Origin of the sequence: Bradyrhizobium sp. 139 (assembly GCF_023074175.1) — a bacterium.
Taxonomy (GTDB): domain Bacteria; phylum Pseudomonadota; class Alphaproteobacteria; order Rhizobiales; family Xanthobacteraceae; genus Bradyrhizobium.
The window spans coordinates 45,886-61,592 of sequence record NZ_JADPKS010000092.1; the positions used below are offsets into that span (position 1 = coordinate 45,886).

The window sequence follows — 15,707 nt, forward strand, 5'->3', positions numbered from 1 at the left end:
AATAAACGGAGTGTGATGCAAAGTTATGTGACTTATGACACACTTCTCCGGCGCGGTTTTACGCGATTCTGATGTTGATGGTTCCAAGCGATTTGCCAAGGAAACTGGCTTAGGAAATTCACAAGGAAATAGAAATGAGCAAGCAGGCCGAATTTGCGGTCATCCTGAAGATGAACGCGATGTTCGCGGATCTCGGCGCGGACGAACTCCAGCGGTTGTCCAATCTCTGCCACACCCAGCATCTGGCCAACGGCGAGGTGCTGTTCCAGAAGGGCGATGCCGGGGATGCGCTGTTCGGCGTGCGCCGCGGCCAAGTCCGCATCGAGACCGGCTCCGCCGACGGCAGCCGGCTGACGCTGAACTTCATGGGCCCGGGCGATCTGTTCGGCGAGGTCGCGGTGCTGGACGGCCAGAGCCGCACGGCGGATGCAACCGCGGGCGAGGCCAGCGAATTGTTCGTGTTGCGGCGCGAAGACTTTCTCGCTTTCCTCGAGCGCGAGCCGAAGGTCGCGATCAAGATCATCGCGCTGCTGTGCCAGCGCATCCGCTGGCAGAGCGAGCGGATGGAAGAATCCATGCTGCAACCGCTGCCCGTGCGCCTCGCGCGCCGGCTCTGTGCGCTCGCCGCCGATTTCGGCTCGGAGGTTCACATCTCGCAGGAGCAGCTCGGCGTCTTCGTCGGCGCCGCCCGCGAAAGCGTCAACCGCCAGCTCCAGGCTTGGCGCAAGGAAGCGATCCTCGATCTCCAGCGCGGCCGCATCTTGCTGAGGAACATGACCAAGCTGACGGCGATCGCGCGGAATGAGTAGGAGGGGATCAAGCGATCGGGAGTCTGCGCCGTCGGACGCGATCCCGATCGACCGTAATAATGCTGCCCCGTATTTCGTTCTCAGTCAGGGCGGATAGAACCTCCGCCAGTCGGGCTCGAACGCTCGCCTCTGTCCAGTCGCCGCTTCGGAAAAGAATCAGACTTGGGCTGTCGCTGCCCGCGGTTGCAATCAGCCGAGGATAGTCGAGGTCTGCCGTGACGACCGTGCGGACCTCCTGCCTGGCACGATCGATGATCTCAACGTCGCTCGCAGCATGAAAGCCAATCACGGAAGCGTGGACCGCATCATGCCCCATCTCTGTCAGCCAGTGCGACAGCGCCGGCGAGAGGGGCATGTCGATGAGGAATTTCACTTGGCCCCGATGGTGGGGTGCAACTCGACGGCCTCGTCCTCCGCGAGGAAGGCCGCGTAGCGCAACGCTTCGTCGATGTCTTCGCGCTCGAGGTACGGGTAGTCGTTCAAGACGGATTCACGGGTCTCGCCGGCCGCCAACAGGCCGAGTAGCCGTGCAACCGGAAATCGCAGCCCGCGAATGCAGGGCTTGCCGGTGCAGACCGCAGGGTCGATCGTGATGCGTGTGAACGTCATAGGGGTAACATAGCGCCTGCGGACGACCTTCGCCAGTGTGCGCCCTTGGCCCGTTCGCCCCAGAATCTACTCCGCCGCAGGGCGCGCAATGTTCTTCGGCGCTGGTGCCCCTTCCGCCGGCGCTGCTCCGTGATGACCGGCGATCTCCGCGTCCTCGCTGTGCACGATCAGCCGCTTGCCGAAGCGCCAGATCAGGGCGCCGAGATCGTCCATCACCATGAACATTGCGGGCACGAACACCAGCGACAGGATGGTCGAGAAGATCAGGCCGCCGATCACCGCAAGCGCCATCGGCGAGCGGAACTCGCCGCCGGCGCCGACCGCGAGCGCGCTCGGCATCATGCCGGCGGCCATCGCGATCGTGGTCATCACGATCGGGCGGGCGCGTTTCATGCCGGCGTCGATCATCGCTTCTTCACGCGGTTTGCCGGCGCGAACGGATTCGATGGCGAACTCCACCAGCATGATCGCGTTCTTGGTGACGATGCCCATCAGCATCAGGATGCCGATCCACACCGGCGTCGTGAGCTGCTTGCCGGTGACGAGCAGGGCGGCGATGGCGCCGCCGATCGATAGCGGCAGCGAGAACAGGATGGTGATCGGCTGGAGGAAAGTGCCGAACAGCAGCACGAGCACGGCGTAGACCATCATCAGACCAGCCGTGATCGCGGTCGCAAAACCGTCGGACAGCTCATTCAGGCTTTCGGCGTCGCCGGAGGGGGAGACTTTCACACCCTTCGGCCGGCTCTTCATCACCGGCAGGTCGTAGATCTTCTTGGTGGCGTCGCCGAGCGCGGCGGAGCCGACGAGGTCGGCTGCGACGGTCGCCTGCCGCTCGCGATCGTAGCGGTTGATGCTGGTCGGACCCTGGTCGAGCTTGACGTCGGCGATGACGGAGAGCGGTACGCCGCCCTTCTCGCCGCGCTCGCCGAGCGGCACGCGCAACTGCTCGAGCGTCTTCAGATTGCCGCGTGCGGCATCTTCGAGCTGCACGCGGATCGGCACCAGACGGTCGCCGACATCGAATTTGGCAAGCGCGGGACCGACGTCGCCGATGGTGGCGACGCGGATGGTCTGCGACAGGCTTTCGGTCGAGACGCCGAGCCGTGCGGCGAGATCGGCGCGGGGCTCGATGCGCAGCTCGGGCCGCTCCAGCGTGGTTTCCGAGATCACGTTGGAGATGGTCGGAATCCGCTTCATCTGCGTCGCGAGTTCGCTGGCGACGTTATTGACGATATTGGCGTCGACGCCGGTCACGACCAGCGAGATGGCACGCAGGCCGTTCTCGTCGAGGAACCAGAACCGGATATCGGGAATGTTCTCCAGCTCCTGGCTAATCGAGAATTCGAGCTCGCGCTGGGTGATGTCGCGGCTGTCCTTGGGCGTGTAGTTGATGATCAAGGCGGCGCGCCGGACTTCCTGGGTGCCCGGTGGAACGCGCCCGCCGTCGACGAAGATGCTCTTGACCTCGGGCCGCTTGCGCAGGCGCGCGACGATGTCCTCGGTAACTTTTTCGGTGTAGGCGAGTTGAGTGCCCGGCGGCAGCTCGAGGGCAACCAGTGAACGCGCGCTGTCCTGCGCCGGCAGGAAGCCCTGCGGCAGCAGCGTGATGCTCCAGATCGAGGCGGCGAAGACGCCGAAGCCGACCAGCACCGTGATGAAATAATGCTTCACCGACCAGGCCACGATCCTGTGATAGGACCGCAGCACGCGGCCGGGCGGCGGCTCTTCGTGATTGCCATGTTTAAGGAAGTAGGCAGCGAGCACCGGCGTGACGAAGCGCGCCGCGAGCAGCGAGAAGAACACCTGCACCGAGACGGTGATGCCGAACTGCTTGAAGAACTGTCCGGCGATTCCCGACATGAAGCTCGCAGGTGCGAAGATCGCGATGATCGTCAGCGAGATCGCGATCACCGCGAGGCCGATCTCGTCGGCGGCTTCGAGGGCGGCACGATAGGGCGACTTGCCCATGTTCATGTGCCTGACGATGTTCTCGATCTCGACGATGGCATCGTCGACAAGGATACCCGTCGACAGCGTGATGGCGAGGAAGCTGACGAGGTTGAGCGAGAAGCCGAGCAGGTCCATCGCCCAGAACGCCGGGAAGATCGACAACGGCAGCGAGATCGCGGCGATGACAGTGGCGCGCAGGTCGCGCAGGAACAGGAGCACGATGATGACGGCGAGGATGGCGCCTTCGAACAGGGTCGAGATCGCGGCGTGGTAATTGCCGTTGGTATATTCGACCGAGGTGTCGATCACCTTCAGGTCGACATCTGGATAGGCGGCCTTGAGCGCGTCGATGCGCTTCTGCACGGCCTCGGCCACCTTCACGTCGCTGGCACCCTTGGAGCGCTTGATGCCGAGCGCGACGACCGGCTCGCCATTGAAGCGGGCGAAGGTGCGGCGGTCAGCGATGGTGTCGGTGACGGTGCCGAGATCGTCGAGCCGGACCTCGCCGCCGCCGAACAGCGGGATCATGGTGCCGGCAAGGTCGCCCAGCGTCTTGGCGCCCGCGAGCGTGCGGATCGCCTGGTCGTTCTTGCCGATTTCGGCGCGGCCGCCGGCGACGTCGACATTGGTGCCGCGCAGGCTCTGGCTGACATTGACGGCGGTCAGCCCCATTGCCTGCAAACGGTCGGGATCGAGCGAGATCAGGATTTCGCGCTCGACACCGCCGATGCGCTCGACCTGGGCGACGCCGCGGACACCTTGCAGCGCGCGCTTGACCACGTCGTCGACGAAATAGGAGAGCTGCTCCGGCGTCTTGCCGGGCGAGATCGCGGCATAGGTGACGATCGGCAGGCCGATCACGTCGACGCGTTGGATCAGAGGCTCGGTGACGTTCTGCGGCAGGTTGGAGCGCACCCGCGTCACCGCGTCCTTGACGTCGTTGAGCGCGCGGTCGGTGTTGGTCTCCAGCGCGAACTGGATGGTGGTGACCGACAGGCCGTCGGTGATCGACGAGGTGATGTGCCGCACGCCCTCGACGCCGGAGACGGCGTCTTCAACCGTCTTGGTGACCTGGGATTCGAGTTCGGCAGGCGCAGCGCCGAATTGCGAGACCGCGACCGAGATCACGGGAATGTCGGCCGAAGGCAGCCGCGTCACCGCAAGCCTGGCGAAGGAGGCCCAGCCGAGGATCAGGAGAATGATGGAGAAAACAACCGACGGCAGCGGATTGCGGATCGACCATGCCGAGATATTGAGAGCCATCAGCGTACCCGCGTGCGATCGAGTTCATCGGCGAACATGGTTTTGATCTGGTCGCCGTCATGGAGCGAAGAGCCGGCGTCGGCCACGACGATTTCGCCGACGCTGAGGCCTTCCAGGATTTCCGTCGCGCTGTCGGACGACAGTCCGACCCGCACCTTCCGCGTTTCGATCGTGTTGCCTTTGACGACCTGCACGGTGAGATGGTCGATCGCGGTCTTGGGAACCGCGACGCCGCAGCTTCGCTTGGCGTCGATCGAGGCGCGGGCAAACACGCCGACTTTCAGCGACGGATTGTTGGTGACGCTGATGCGGACGCGCCCGAGTTGGGTCGCGCGGTCGATTTCGGGCGCAACCAGCCGGACCCGCCCGATCAAATCGGGCGCGTCGTCGCGGCTGATGCGCACCGTCGCGCCGGAGCTGAGCTTCGGCATATGTACCGCCGGGACCTGGGCGTCGAGCTCGATCTCGTTGTTGACGGCGATGCGGAACATCGGGCCGGCCTGCGGCGAGGCCGGCGCGCCGACGATGGTGCGGACCTGGGTGACGAGGCCCGGCGCCGGCGCCTTCAGCGAGACCGGGCCTTGCGGACCGGGTCGCTGCGGCTGGCCCGGAATCTGCGGCGGCGCCGTCAGGCGCGCCAGCTCCTGATTGTCGGTGACCATCGCGCCCTCGCTGACGAAGAGGTCGGTGACCCTTGAGCCTTCCTGGTCGGCGACGACCACCGCCTCACGGCGCGGCACGAAAAAGCCGGTCACCCGCACCAGGTCGGAGAAGCAGGCATTGGTCGACTTCGTCACGATGACGAGCGCCTCGCCCGGCGTTTCCTTCGCCTCGGGGCGATGCCGATGCTCGAACAAATAATAGCCGACGCCGAGCGCAACGACGAACACCACAGTTCCGGCAGGCTTGAGATAGTCGGAGACGTTCATCGCCGGATTGTCCTGGCCTGGCTCACGGCCATCCGCACGAGGCCTGCTGAGAGCGCTTCTCTGAAATAAAGCGGCGTCCCGCAAGGCTGCGGGACGCGCTTTGGAAGCAAGATTTTACACCACATCACGACTTATCATTTCAAAGGATTACGTCGTGCTTACTTCGATGCGGTGGTCTTGTTTTCCATGTTGACGACCTGCACGCGGCGGTTGACCTCCGCCATCGGCTGGTTCGGGTCCTTCAGCTTGCTCTTGCCGTAGCCGACGGTGACGAGATCGGTCGCGGAGATGCCGTACTTGTCGATGAGGTAGCGCTTGATCGAATCCGCGCGGCGCTCGGACAGGTCCTGATTATAGCCCTCGGCACCGGCGGCGTCGGTGTGGCCTGCAACCACGAAGGTCGAGCCCTTCAGGTCGGGACTGGTCAGCGCGCGACCGAGCGCCTGCACGGAAGACAGCGACTTGGGGCTGATATTGGCCGAGTTGTAGTCGAACGTGATTTCCAGATCGATGTTCGGCTTGTCCTTGGCCACCGACGCGATTTCTTCACGCTCGGTCGACGAAAGCGAGCGCGTCGAGCGGCCGCGCACAGACTGGATCAGCTTGGTTTCTGTCGCGCTCGGCGCTGGATCGGCCTGCGGGGCGATCGAGAGGCCGCGGGTCAGGGGCTTCTTCGGTTGCGGCGCCAGCGCGCGGACGATGTCGTCCTCGGTGACGTTCTTGCTGTTGCCGTCGTCGCCCGCCAATGCGAGCGCGGTCGTCAGCGACAGGGCGGTGCCGATGGTGATGATGGACAGGATTGCGGTCAGTCCCTTTGCAGCCAATCTCATAGTGAGTCCCTCCTGCGCAGCCAGCTCGCGCGATTTCCAAAATCCCTGCAATACGTCCCCCGGGAAAGGCCGCCTGCGGCATCCGTCCATTAGTCTTCCATCGGCCGCCGAGGGTTCGAGGCGTGGGCTGCCTCAACTCGAAAAAATATCAACGTACTCCGTAGCTTGCGAATTCCTGAACAATGTTCGGGTCCATCGCCTTGGCATTGGCGATGTCGAGCGCACCTTCCTGAGCCGAGCCGTTGCGCTGCCTGGCAATCCCACGGCCAAAGAGCGAGGAGGTCAGGCGCGGATTGATCCTCAGGGCCGCATCGAAATCGGCGATGGCGTTCTTGACCGCTCCCGATTTCAGATTGACGAGCCCCCGGCTGTCCAGCGCATCGACGAAATTCGGCCGCAGGCGCAGCGCCTCGTTGCAATCCTTCAGCGCGCCCTGGAGGTCGCCGACCACGGTGCGGGTCCAGCAGCGGTTGTTCAGCGCCTCGACGTCCTTCGCATTGATCCGGAGCGTGTCGTCGAAATCCTTGATGGCGAGATTGTAGGCGCCCTTGCTGGCATAGACCTGGCCGCGCCGGTACAGCGCGTTCACGTCGTCCGGATTGGTGGCGATCTTGGCCGTCAGGCCCTTGATGGTCGGGTCCTCCGCCAGCACGGCCGCGCTCGGCCCGCTTTCCATGCTCGGCGCGGGGGTGGTCTCGGTTGGGTTCACCGGCGGCGGTGGCGGAGGCAGGGCGGCCTCGACCTGCGGCTTCGGCGAGGGCGCCGGTGCAGGTGCCGGTGAAGGTGCCGCTGCCGTGTCCGCCGGCTTCGGCGGCGGAGGCGGTGCGGGCGGAGCCGGCGGCGGGTTATTGGCGACGACCGGCGGTGGCGGCGGTGCGATCGCCGGCGGGCGCGATCCGCCGGCGCCCGGAATGAATGAAAAATCTTCCGCGAGCGACGAGGAGATCCACGGCACCTGCTCGCCGCGCGAGGCGCGGGTGACGCCCATCTTGGTGCGGTTCAGCGTCTCCTCGGCCATCAGGTCGGGGACACGAATTTCCTTCAGGAGTTCCTGGACGAACAGGCTGTGCTCGCCGCCTGCGTCCGAGACCACCGAGGCCAGCGCCGCCGAATACATCACCAGCGTGCCATTCGGCGCGATGACCGGTGTCAGGCCGGCCGAGAAGCTGCGGAACCGGCGCTCGAACGGGTTGCGCCTGGAGGCATCGATCAGCGCGATCTTGACGCCGGCGCCGCGGGTATTGAGCTCGCCAAGCACGGTCTCGAGGCTGACACCGTCGCGGCGCACGTCGGATTCGGTCCAGATCTGTGCATCGACCGGCAGCATGTAGCTCTGGCGCGCCGACTGGATGCCGAAACCGCTGAAGAAGATCAGCGCCACCGAGCCCGGCTTGATCTTGCCGTAGAGCTTGTCGAAGGCGCGGCGCATGCCGTCGCCGGTCAGGTTCTCGCCGATTTCGACGGAAAAGCCGTCGCGCTTGAGTTCGTCGGCGACATCGCGCGCGTCGTTGAGCGGTTCCTTCAGCGGGACGTCCGCATCCGGATATTTGGCGTTGCCGATGACCAACGCATAACGGTCGCCGGCGGCCAGGGATGGCGCAGCCGGGACGAGCGACACGAGCAAGGGCAGAAGAAAAAGGAAGCGAATTTTCATAATCAGCGCGGTCCAGCCAAAAAGGCGCCGTTACCAGCTTGCGCCGCGGCGACCTTAACTTACGCAATGTGCATTATCAAACCCGGGAAGGGGGGCGTCAACCGCTTGGAGATTCGGCAGTATCGCGACAATTGACCGCGATACATGGGTGCGCTGCGAGGGGAATAAACGGGCTGTCACGGTTGGGCTCGACGTAATCTGCTTCGACTCTACGGCAGGATGCCAGAGCAACCACGACACAGAAAATGTGATGGGTCTCACATGGCGGGCTGGACGCTGTCGCAGCCCTCCGGTGTTTGACCTTTGCGGCGGACAATGGCTTGGTGCGCTCGATCGTCCCGAAGGTCCAACTCAGAAAAGAAAACCATGGGAAACGCCTACGAAATCTACGCCCTGCGCTATGCGACGATGTCGCCGCGTACCCCCAACATGAACTTCCTGGCGCCCGATCCGCATGACAGCGCGGCGCAGGATCTCGACTATTTCGTCTGGCTGATCCGCGGCGGCGGCCGCGACATTCTGGTTGATACCGGTTTCAATGCCGAGGAAGCGAGCGCGCGGGCGCGCAAGCTGACGCTCAATCCGGTCGATGCGCTGGAGCGCTTTGGCGTCACGGCGTCAGGCATTCGCGACATTATCGTGACACATCTGCATTACGACCACGCTGGCAATCTCGACCGCTTCCCGAACGCGCGCTTCCATCTCCAGGAGCGCGAGATGGCTTACGCGACGGGACGCTGCATGTGCAACGGACTGCTGCGACATCCGTTCTCGGTCGAGCACGTCACGCAGATGGTGCGCCATGTCTATGGCGAGCGCGTCCATTTCTATTCCGGCGACGGCGAGGTTGCTCCCGGCGTGACCGTGCACCGTGTCGGCGGCCATTCGGATGGCTTGCAGGTGGTCAAGGTCGAGACTGCGCGCGGACCCGTGGTGCTGGCCTCCGATGCCGCGCATTACTACGCCAATCTCCAGCGCAAGAGCCCGTTCCCCATCGTCTACAACATCGGCGATATGGCGCAGGGCTGGGAGACGATCGAACGCCTCGCCGGCCATCCTGACAGGTTCATTCCCGGCCATGATCCGATCGTGACGGAGATCTATCCGCGTGCCAGCGACAAGGTCGATGCCTGGGCATTGCACCTGCCGCCGTCGAGATCATTTGCGAAATGACGGCGTCATTCCGGGGCGCGCGGAGCGGGAACCCGGAATGACAGAGGAGGCTAATACGCCTGCTTGGCGTCGGCTTCTTCGCTGGTCTGGATCAGGTCGAGACTCTGTTCGATCTTGCCGAGCAGCGTCGATAGCTGTTTGCGCTCCAACGCGGAGAGGCAGGCGAGGATCTCATCTTCCCGCCGCAGCAATTGCGGGAACAGCTCCTGGTAGAGAGCGCGGCCCTTCTTCGTCAGTTGCAGGCGGAATTCGCGGCGGTCGGCTTCGTTCTCGACCCGCTCGATCAGTTCCTCGTGCAACAGCGTGGTCACCGCGCGGCTGATGGTGGATTTGTGCGTGCGGGTGCATTGCGAGATGTATTGCGCGCTACAGGCATCGTTGCGAAAGCCGAGCGTGGCAATCACGCGCCAGGCTGGAATGTCGAGACCGTGCCGTTCCTGATATTCGACCGAAAGCGCGGCGCTGACTTCCGCCGCCAGCCGGTTGAGCCGGAACGGCACGAACTTGAACAGGTCGAGCCGTGACTTTGGCCACGGTGAAGCCTCGTCGGCTTCACGTGTCTTCAGCGCGATGTCGCTGGATGTCCTCGCCAAGGAGAGCGCTCCGAATTCCAGTTGACGGCCGGCCGGCTCCGGTCCAAAATAGTTGCACGTGAGACTATCTAGCAGATCGGTCCTCTCCTGACCAGAGCCGAGGTTAGCGCATGGCGCAGGCCAATACGCAGCAGGCCAAAACCCAGTTCGGCTATCGCCGCCACCCCGATCAGGATCGCCCCGGCCAGAGCCCGGCCGAGCCTCCGGTCGTGGTCGTCGGCGCTGGTCCGGTCGGTCTGTCGCTGGCAATTGATCTCGCCCAGCGCGGCCAGCGCGTCGTCCTTCTGGATGATGCCGACCGCATTGGCGAGGGCTCGCGGGCGATCTGCTTTTCGAAAAGGTCGCTGGAATATTGGGACCGGATCGGCGTCGGCGACCGCATGGTCGAGAAAGGCGTGGTGTGGAGCGTCGGGCGCATTTTTCACGGCGAGTCGCAGCTTTACCAGTTCAACCTGCTGCCCGAAGACGGTCACAAGCGGCCAGCCTTCATCAACCTCCAGCAATATTACGCCGAAGCCTATCTGGTCGATCGCATTAGCGATCTGTCTGATATCGACCTGCGCTGGCGCAACAAGGTGACGGCGCTGGAGAGCCGCAACGATTCCGTCGCGCTGACGATCGAAACGCCGGAGGGCGCCTATCGCCTGCATGCGCAATATGTCGTCGCCTGCGATGGCGCCCGCTCCTCGCTGCGGCAGATGGTGGGCGCCGACTTCGCCGGCCAGGTGTTCGAAGACCAGTTCCTGATCGCCGACGTCAAGATGACTGCGGAATTTCCGACCGAACGTTGGTTCTGGTTCGATCCGCCGTTTCATGCGGGACGTTCGGCGCTGTTGCACCGGCAACCGGACGATGTCTGGCGCATCGATCTCCAGCTCAATCGCTATGCGGACCCCGTGGTCGAGAAGAGACCCGAGAACGTGCGGCCGCGGATCGCGCGCATGCTCGGGCACGACAAGTTCGAGTTCGAGTGGATCTCGCTCTACAAATTCCAGTGCCGGCGGATGGATCGCTTCCTCCACGGCCGCGTGATCTTCGCGGGGGATTCCGCGCATCAGGTTTCGCCCTTCGGTGCGCGCGGCGCAAACTCGGGACTCGAGGACGCCGAAAACCTGTCCTGGAAGCTCGACCGCGTGCTGCGTGGCGCTTCGCCCGCGAGCCTGCTCGAGAGCTACCATGTCGAGCGCAGCATGGCGGCCGACGAGAACATTCGCGAATCCACCCGCTCGACCGATTTCATGGCGCCGAACTCGCATCAGGAGGCGCGGCTGCGCAAGGCGGTGCTGTCGCTGGCCAAGGAGACGGAGTTCGGCAAGCGCATGGTCAATGGCGGCCGGCTGTCGGTGCCGTGCAGCTATGACACGCCGCTGTCATCGCCCGATGCGGATGCGTGGCGCGGGGGACCGTCGCCCGGCTGTTGCATGCTGGATGCGCCGGTTGCGACGGCCACGGGCGAGCGCGGCTATTTGACGGATGCATTCCGCAGGGGCGGAACGGACTTTACCTTGCTATCATTCAACAATGGCGCGGCGATCGATGTGCCGGATGGCGTGAAGGATATCCGCATCGGCGGCGAGGGAGGACTTGGCGATTCCTCGGGCTTGGTCGCAGGGCGCTATGGCGCCGAGTCGGGCGCAGCCTATCTGCTCAGGCCCGATGGTTACGTCGCGGCGCGCTTCCGCCATCCGACGCGTGCGGCGATCGCAGCCGCATTGTCGCGGGCTGAAGGTTTGAATTGAGGTTTCGCATGCCGCTTTCCACCAGCTCCAACTTCGCGCGGCCGGACGATGCATTTCGCGCCATCGTCGAGGCGCATCGCGGCCTCACCGACGAGCAGAGCGCCGATTTCGACGCGGCTCTGGTGCTGGTCCTCGCCAACCATATCGGCGACATCGACGTGTTGCGGGAAGCGATCCTGCTCGCGAAGCGGCGCATGATCGACGGCCAGCAGCAACAACAGCAACAACAATAACCTCGTGACCTAAGGATGAATTGATGGCGAAGAACTTCGCATCCACCGGCGATCTCTCCGAGAAAAAGATCACCTTCTCCGAGATCGGCACCGATCTCTACGCCTTCACCGCGGAGGGCGATCCGAACACCGCGATCATCGTGGGCGACGACGGCTGCCTGGTGTTCGACGCGCAGTCGACGCCGGCGATGGCCAACAAGGTGATCGAGCGCGTCCGTACCGTTACCGACAAGCCGATCAAATATGTGGTGCTGTCGCACTACCACGCCGTGCGCGTGCTGGGTGCCTCCGCCTACAAGGCGCAGGGCATCGTGGCCTCGCAGGAGACCTATCGTCTGATCGAGGAGCGCGGCCAGCAGGACTGGGATTCCGAATACGGCCGCTTCCCCCGGCTGTTCCAGGATGCGCAAAGCATTCCTGGCCTGACCTGGCCGACGCTGACCTTCGAAGGCGAGATGTCGATCTATCTGGGAAAACGCGAAGTGCGGCTGATGCAGCTCGGCGCCGGCCACACCTCTGGCGATATCGTCGCCTGGGTGCCGGATGCCGAGGTCATGTTCTCCGGCGATCTGATCGAATACCACTCGGCCTGCTATTGCGGCGACGCGCATTTGCGCGAGTGGCCGTTGACGCTGAATGAGATCCGCAACTTCAATCCCAAGGCAATCGCGCCGGGCCGCGGCGATGCGCTGAAGGGTGTCGCCACGGTGCGCGAAGCCATTGCGATGACGCGCGACTTCGTCACCTCGCTCTATGGCGCCGCTGAAATCTCGGTCGCGAAGGGCCGCACGCTGAAGGAATCGATGGCAGCGACGCGCGAGGTGATGGATCCGAAATTTTCAAGCTTTGCCATCTACGAGCACTGCCTTCCGTTCAACGTGTCGCGCGCCTATGACGAGGCGTCGGGAATCGATGACCCCGTGATCTGGACCGACAAGCGCGACCAGGAAATGTGGGCCGCCCTGCAAGGAGGAGGATCATCATGAACATCAACACCTCGCCTGATCAGATCGTTCGCAGCACCGCTCAGGTCACGCCCGGCTATATGTCCGGCTTCGGCAACAGCTTCGAGACCGAAGCTTTGCCGGGCGCGCTCCCGATCGGGCGCAATTCGCCGCAGCGCTGCGCTTACGGGCTCTACGCCGAGCAGCTTTCCGGCTCGCCATTTACCGCGCCGCGCGGCACCAATGAGCGCTCCTGGCTCTATCGCATTCGCCCCTCGGTGAAGCATTCCGGCCGTTTCGAGAAGGCGGATGCCGGCCTGTGGCGCTCGGCGCCTTGCCACGAAAACGATCTGCCGATCGCACAGCTGCGCTGGGACCCGGCGCCGATCCCGAAGGAGGATGTGACTTTCCTCCAGGGCGTGCAGACCATGACGACGGCCGGCGACGTCAACACCCAGGCCGGCATGGCCGCGCATGTCTATCTCATCACCAAATCGATGGTGGACCAGCACTTCTACAATGCCGACGGCGAGCTGATGTTCGTGCTTCAGCAGGGCAATTTGCGCCTCGTCACCGAGTTCGGCCGTATCGACGCCGAGCCCGGCGAGATCGTGGTGATCCCGCGTGGCGTCAAGTTCCGCGTGGAGATTCCGAACGGCCCGGCGCGCGGCTATCTCTGCGAGAACTACGGCGGCGCCTTCACGCTTCCGGAGCGCGGGCCGATCGGCGCCAACTGCCTTGCCAATGCCCGCGACTTCCTGACGCCGGTCGCGCACTACGAGGACAAGGACACGCCGACAGAGCTCTACGTGAAATGGGGCGGTGCGTTGTTCAAGACCACGCTGCCGCATTCGCCGATCGACGTCGTGGCCTGGCACGGCAATTACGCGCCGTACAAATACGATCTGCGCACCTTCTCGCCGGTCGGCGCGATCGGCTTCGACCATCCCGATCCCTCGATCTTCACGGTGCTGACCTCGCCGTCGGAGACGGCGGGCACTGCCAATATCGACTTCGTCATCTTCCCCGAGCGCTGGTTGGTCGCCGACAACACCTTCCGTCCGCCCTGGTATCACATGAACATCATGAGCGAGTTCATGGGCCTGATCTACGGCGTCTACGATGCCAAGCCGCAAGGCTTTGTCCCCGGTGGCATCAGCTTGCACAATTGCATGCTGCCGCACGGCCCGGACCGTGACGCCTTCGAGCACGCCAGCAACGGCGAGCTGAAGCCGGTGAAGCTGACCGGCACCATGGCCTTCATGTTCGAGACCCGCTACCCGCAGCGCGTGACAGCGCATGCCGCGAATTCGCCGACGCTTCAAGATGACTACGCGGATTGCTGGAAGGGTTTGGAGAAGCGGTTCGATCCGAATAGACGGTAGGCTTTATTGGTCGTCATCGCCGGGCTTGACCCGGCGATCTATCTCTCTTTGAGATGATGGATGCCCGGATCAAGCCCGGGCATGACAATTTTCCGACTGGAGAATTCGCGTGTTCCACCCCAACGACCCCAGCCTCCGCTCCTTCATCGACATCGATCCCGCTTCCGACTTCCCGATCCAGAACCTGCCCTACGGCGTGTTCTCGACCGCAGCCAATCCGACGCCGCGGGTCGGCGTTGCGATCGGCAATTACGTGCTCGACCTCTGGCAGCTCGAGCAGGATTCGCGGCTCGATGTCGGTCCGCTCGGCGTGTTTTCCGGACCCTCGCTCAATCCGTTCATGGCGCTGGGGCCCAAGGTCTGGACCAAGACGCGGGTGCGGATCAGCGAACTGCTGCGTCACGATCATCCGGAGCTGCGCGACAACGAGGAGCTGCGCAAGCAGGCCTTGGTGGCGATGCGCGATGCAAAACTGCATCTGCCGTTCGCGGTCTCCGGCTACACCGATTTCTATTCGTCGAAGGAGCACGCCACCAATGTCGGCGTGATGTTCCGCGGCAAGGACAATGCGCTCCAGCCGAACTGGCTGCACATGCCGATCGCATATAACGGCCGCGCGTCCACAGTCGTGGTTTCCGGCACCAAGGTGAAGCGGCCGCGCGGGCAGTTGAAGCCGCCAAATGTCGAACTGCCGAGCTTTGCGCCGTGTAAGCGGCTCGATTTCGAGCTGGAGATGGGCGTCGTGGTCGGCCAGCCCTTAGCCATGGGTGGCATGCTCACGGAACGACAGGCCGAGGAGATGATCTTCGGCTTCGTGCTGCTCAACGACTGGAGCGCACGCGACATTCAGCAATGGGAATACGTGCCGCTCGGACCGTTCCTCGCCAAAGCCTTTGCGACCTCGATCAGCCCGTGGGTGGTGACGCGCGAGGCGCTGGAGCCGTTCCGCCTGAAGGGGCCGGAGCAGGAGCCGGTGCCGCTCGACTATCTCAAGCAGGCGAAGCCGCAGAACTACGACCTCGAGCTCGACGTCTCCTTGCGCGGCGCCGGCGCCACTGCGCCCGCAAGCATCAGCCGCACCAACTTCAAATACATGTACTGGTCCTCGGTGCAGCAGCTGATGCACCACGCCTCCGGCGGCTGTGCGATGAACGTCGGCGATCTCCTCGGCAGCGGCACCATCTCCGGCCCGGACAAGAACCAGCGTGGCAGCCTTCTGGAGATCAGCTGGAACGGCACCGAGCCGGTCGAATTGCCCGGCGGCGTCAAGCGTACGTTCCTGGAAGACGGCGACAGCCTCGTCATGCGCGGCTGGTGCCAGGGCAACGGCCACCGGATCGGGTTCGGCGAGGTCGAGGGGACGATTCTGGCGGCGGAGTAGGCTGAGTTCTCTCCACTCTCCATCATTGCGAGCTTCGTAGGGTGGGCAAGGGCGCTCTTGCGCCGTGCCCACCACCCTTCCGCGATTGCGGTGATCATGGTGGGCACGCTTCGCTTTGCCCACCCTCATATGGGGATTTGTAAGTCAAGCCTGTTCGATCTGTCCGGGTAAGGGACTTACGATAGGAGGGCGGCGCGCGGAGCCATGCGTAG

At 63.9% G+C, this 15,707-nt stretch carries 14 protein-coding genes; 7 read left to right on the forward strand and 7 right to left on the reverse strand.

Going from position 1 to position 15,707, the window contains the following annotated elements; translation table 11 throughout:
- Positions 1–134 precede the first annotated feature (134 nt).
- A complete protein-coding gene (locus IVA80_RS21985; RefSeq protein WP_247435100.1) occupies positions 135–809 on the forward strand; it encodes a Crp/Fnr family transcriptional regulator in 675 nt (224 codons plus the stop codon).
- A 7-nt stretch (positions 810–816) separates the two neighbouring features.
- On the opposite strand, the gene IVA80_RS21990 is transcribed toward IVA80_RS21985, so the two are convergent.
- From IVA80_RS21990 to IVA80_RS22015, 6 genes are all read right to left on the reverse strand, one after another.
- Positions 817–1,182, reverse strand: coding sequence for a DUF5615 family PIN-like protein (locus IVA80_RS21990; RefSeq protein WP_247435103.1), 366 nt, complete (start codon positions 1,180–1,182; stop codon positions 817–819).
- Positions 1,179–1,418 carry a DUF433 domain-containing protein gene (locus IVA80_RS21995; RefSeq protein ID WP_247435106.1) on the reverse strand — a complete coding sequence of 80 codons (240 nt, stop codon included), beginning with the start codon at positions 1,416–1,418 and terminating at the stop codon, positions 1,179–1,181. The genes IVA80_RS21990 and IVA80_RS21995 overlap by 4 nt, the downstream gene beginning before the upstream one ends.
- Before the next feature lie 66 nt (positions 1,419–1,484).
- On the reverse strand, positions 1,485–4,634 hold the full coding sequence (locus IVA80_RS22000) for an efflux RND transporter permease subunit (protein ID WP_247435111.1): 3,150 nt from the start codon (positions 4,632–4,634) through the stop codon (positions 1,485–1,487).
- Positions 4,634–5,563, reverse strand: a complete 930-nt coding sequence (locus IVA80_RS22005; RefSeq protein ID WP_247435114.1) for an efflux RND transporter periplasmic adaptor subunit — start codon at positions 5,561–5,563, stop codon at positions 4,634–4,636. The genes IVA80_RS22000 and IVA80_RS22005 overlap by 1 nt, the downstream gene beginning before the upstream one ends.
- Positions 5,564–5,721: 158 nt before the next feature.
- Positions 5,722–6,393, reverse strand: a complete 672-nt coding sequence (locus IVA80_RS22010) for an OmpA family protein (RefSeq protein WP_247435117.1) — start codon at positions 6,391–6,393, stop codon at positions 5,722–5,724.
- Between the two features lie 148 nt (positions 6,394–6,541).
- Entirely contained in the window at positions 6,542–8,047 is a 1,506-nt protein-coding gene (locus IVA80_RS22015) for a caspase family protein (RefSeq protein ID WP_247435122.1), read from the reverse strand.
- Between the two features lie 366 nt (positions 8,048–8,413).
- On the opposite strand from IVA80_RS22015, the gene IVA80_RS22020 reads away from it, so the two are divergent.
- Positions 8,414–9,220, forward strand: a complete 807-nt coding sequence (locus IVA80_RS22020; protein ID WP_247435125.1) for an N-acyl homoserine lactonase family protein — start codon at positions 8,414–8,416, stop codon at positions 9,218–9,220.
- A gap of 50 nt (positions 9,221–9,270) precedes the next feature.
- On the opposite strand, the gene IVA80_RS22025 is transcribed toward IVA80_RS22020, so the two are convergent.
- Positions 9,271–9,813 carry a MarR family transcriptional regulator gene (locus IVA80_RS22025; RefSeq protein ID WP_247435128.1) on the reverse strand — a complete coding sequence of 181 codons (543 nt, stop codon included), beginning with the start codon at positions 9,811–9,813 and terminating at the stop codon, positions 9,271–9,273.
- A 110-nt stretch (positions 9,814–9,923) separates the two neighbouring features.
- Here IVA80_RS22025 and IVA80_RS22030 point away from each other — a divergent pair, with 110 nt between their 5' ends.
- The 5 genes from IVA80_RS22030 (at position 9,924) to fahA (ending at position 15,495) form a co-directional block, all read left to right on the forward strand.
- Positions 9,924–11,552, forward strand: a complete 1,629-nt coding sequence (locus IVA80_RS22030; RefSeq protein ID WP_247435131.1) for an FAD-dependent oxidoreductase — start codon at positions 9,924–9,926, stop codon at positions 11,550–11,552.
- Between the two features lie 8 nt (positions 11,553–11,560).
- A complete protein-coding gene (locus tag IVA80_RS22035) occupies positions 11,561–11,785 on the forward strand; it encodes a DUF2783 domain-containing protein (protein ID WP_247435134.1) in 225 nt (74 codons plus the stop codon).
- A 23-nt stretch (positions 11,786–11,808) separates the two neighbouring features.
- A complete protein-coding gene (locus tag IVA80_RS22040; protein ID WP_247435137.1) occupies positions 11,809–12,771 on the forward strand; it encodes an MBL fold metallo-hydrolase in 963 nt (320 codons plus the stop codon).
- The gene (gene hmgA / locus IVA80_RS22045; protein WP_247435139.1) at positions 12,768–14,114 is read left to right on the forward strand and encodes a homogentisate 1,2-dioxygenase; all 1,347 of its coding nucleotides are present in this window, start codon (positions 12,768–12,770) and stop codon (positions 14,112–14,114) included. Before IVA80_RS22040 ends, hmgA begins: the two co-directional genes overlap by 4 nt.
- A gap of 109 nt (positions 14,115–14,223) precedes the next feature.
- Positions 14,224–15,495 (forward strand): fumarylacetoacetase, encoded by a 1,272-nt coding sequence (gene fahA / locus IVA80_RS22050; RefSeq protein WP_247435142.1) that lies wholly within the window; start codon positions 14,224–14,226, stop codon positions 15,493–15,495.
- Positions 15,496–15,707 lie beyond the last annotated feature (212 nt).

Coding starts and splice junctions, on each gene's coding strand:
- IVA80_RS22010 (WP_247435117.1), bottom strand. CDS start 6,393: ATGAGATTGGCTGCAAAGGGACTGACCGCAATCCTGTCCATCATCACC.
- IVA80_RS22000 (WP_247435111.1), bottom strand. CDS start 4,634: ATGGCTCTCAATATCTCGGCATGGTCGATCCGCAATCCGCTGCCGTCG.
- IVA80_RS22020 (WP_247435125.1), top strand. CDS start 8,414: ATGGGAAACGCCTACGAAATCTACGCCCTGCGCTATGCGACGATGTCG.
- IVA80_RS22035 (WP_247435134.1), top strand. CDS start 11,561: ATGCCGCTTTCCACCAGCTCCAACTTCGCGCGGCCGGACGATGCATTT.
- IVA80_RS22030 (WP_247435131.1), top strand. CDS start 9,924: ATGGCGCAGGCCAATACGCAGCAGGCCAAAACCCAGTTCGGCTATCGC.
- hmgA (WP_247435139.1), top strand. CDS start 12,768: ATGAACATCAACACCTCGCCTGATCAGATCGTTCGCAGCACCGCTCAG.
- IVA80_RS21995 (WP_247435106.1), bottom strand. CDS start 1,418: ATGACGTTCACACGCATCACGATCGACCCTGCGGTCTGCACCGGCAAG.
- IVA80_RS22015 (WP_247435122.1), bottom strand. CDS start 8,047: ATGAAAATTCGCTTCCTTTTTCTTCTGCCCTTGCTCGTGTCGCTCGTC.
- IVA80_RS22040 (WP_247435137.1), top strand. CDS start 11,809: ATGGCGAAGAACTTCGCATCCACCGGCGATCTCTCCGAGAAAAAGATC.
- IVA80_RS21985 (WP_247435100.1), top strand. CDS start 135: ATGAGCAAGCAGGCCGAATTTGCGGTCATCCTGAAGATGAACGCGATG.
- IVA80_RS22005 (WP_247435114.1), bottom strand. CDS start 5,563: ATGAACGTCTCCGACTATCTCAAGCCTGCCGGAACTGTGGTGTTCGTC.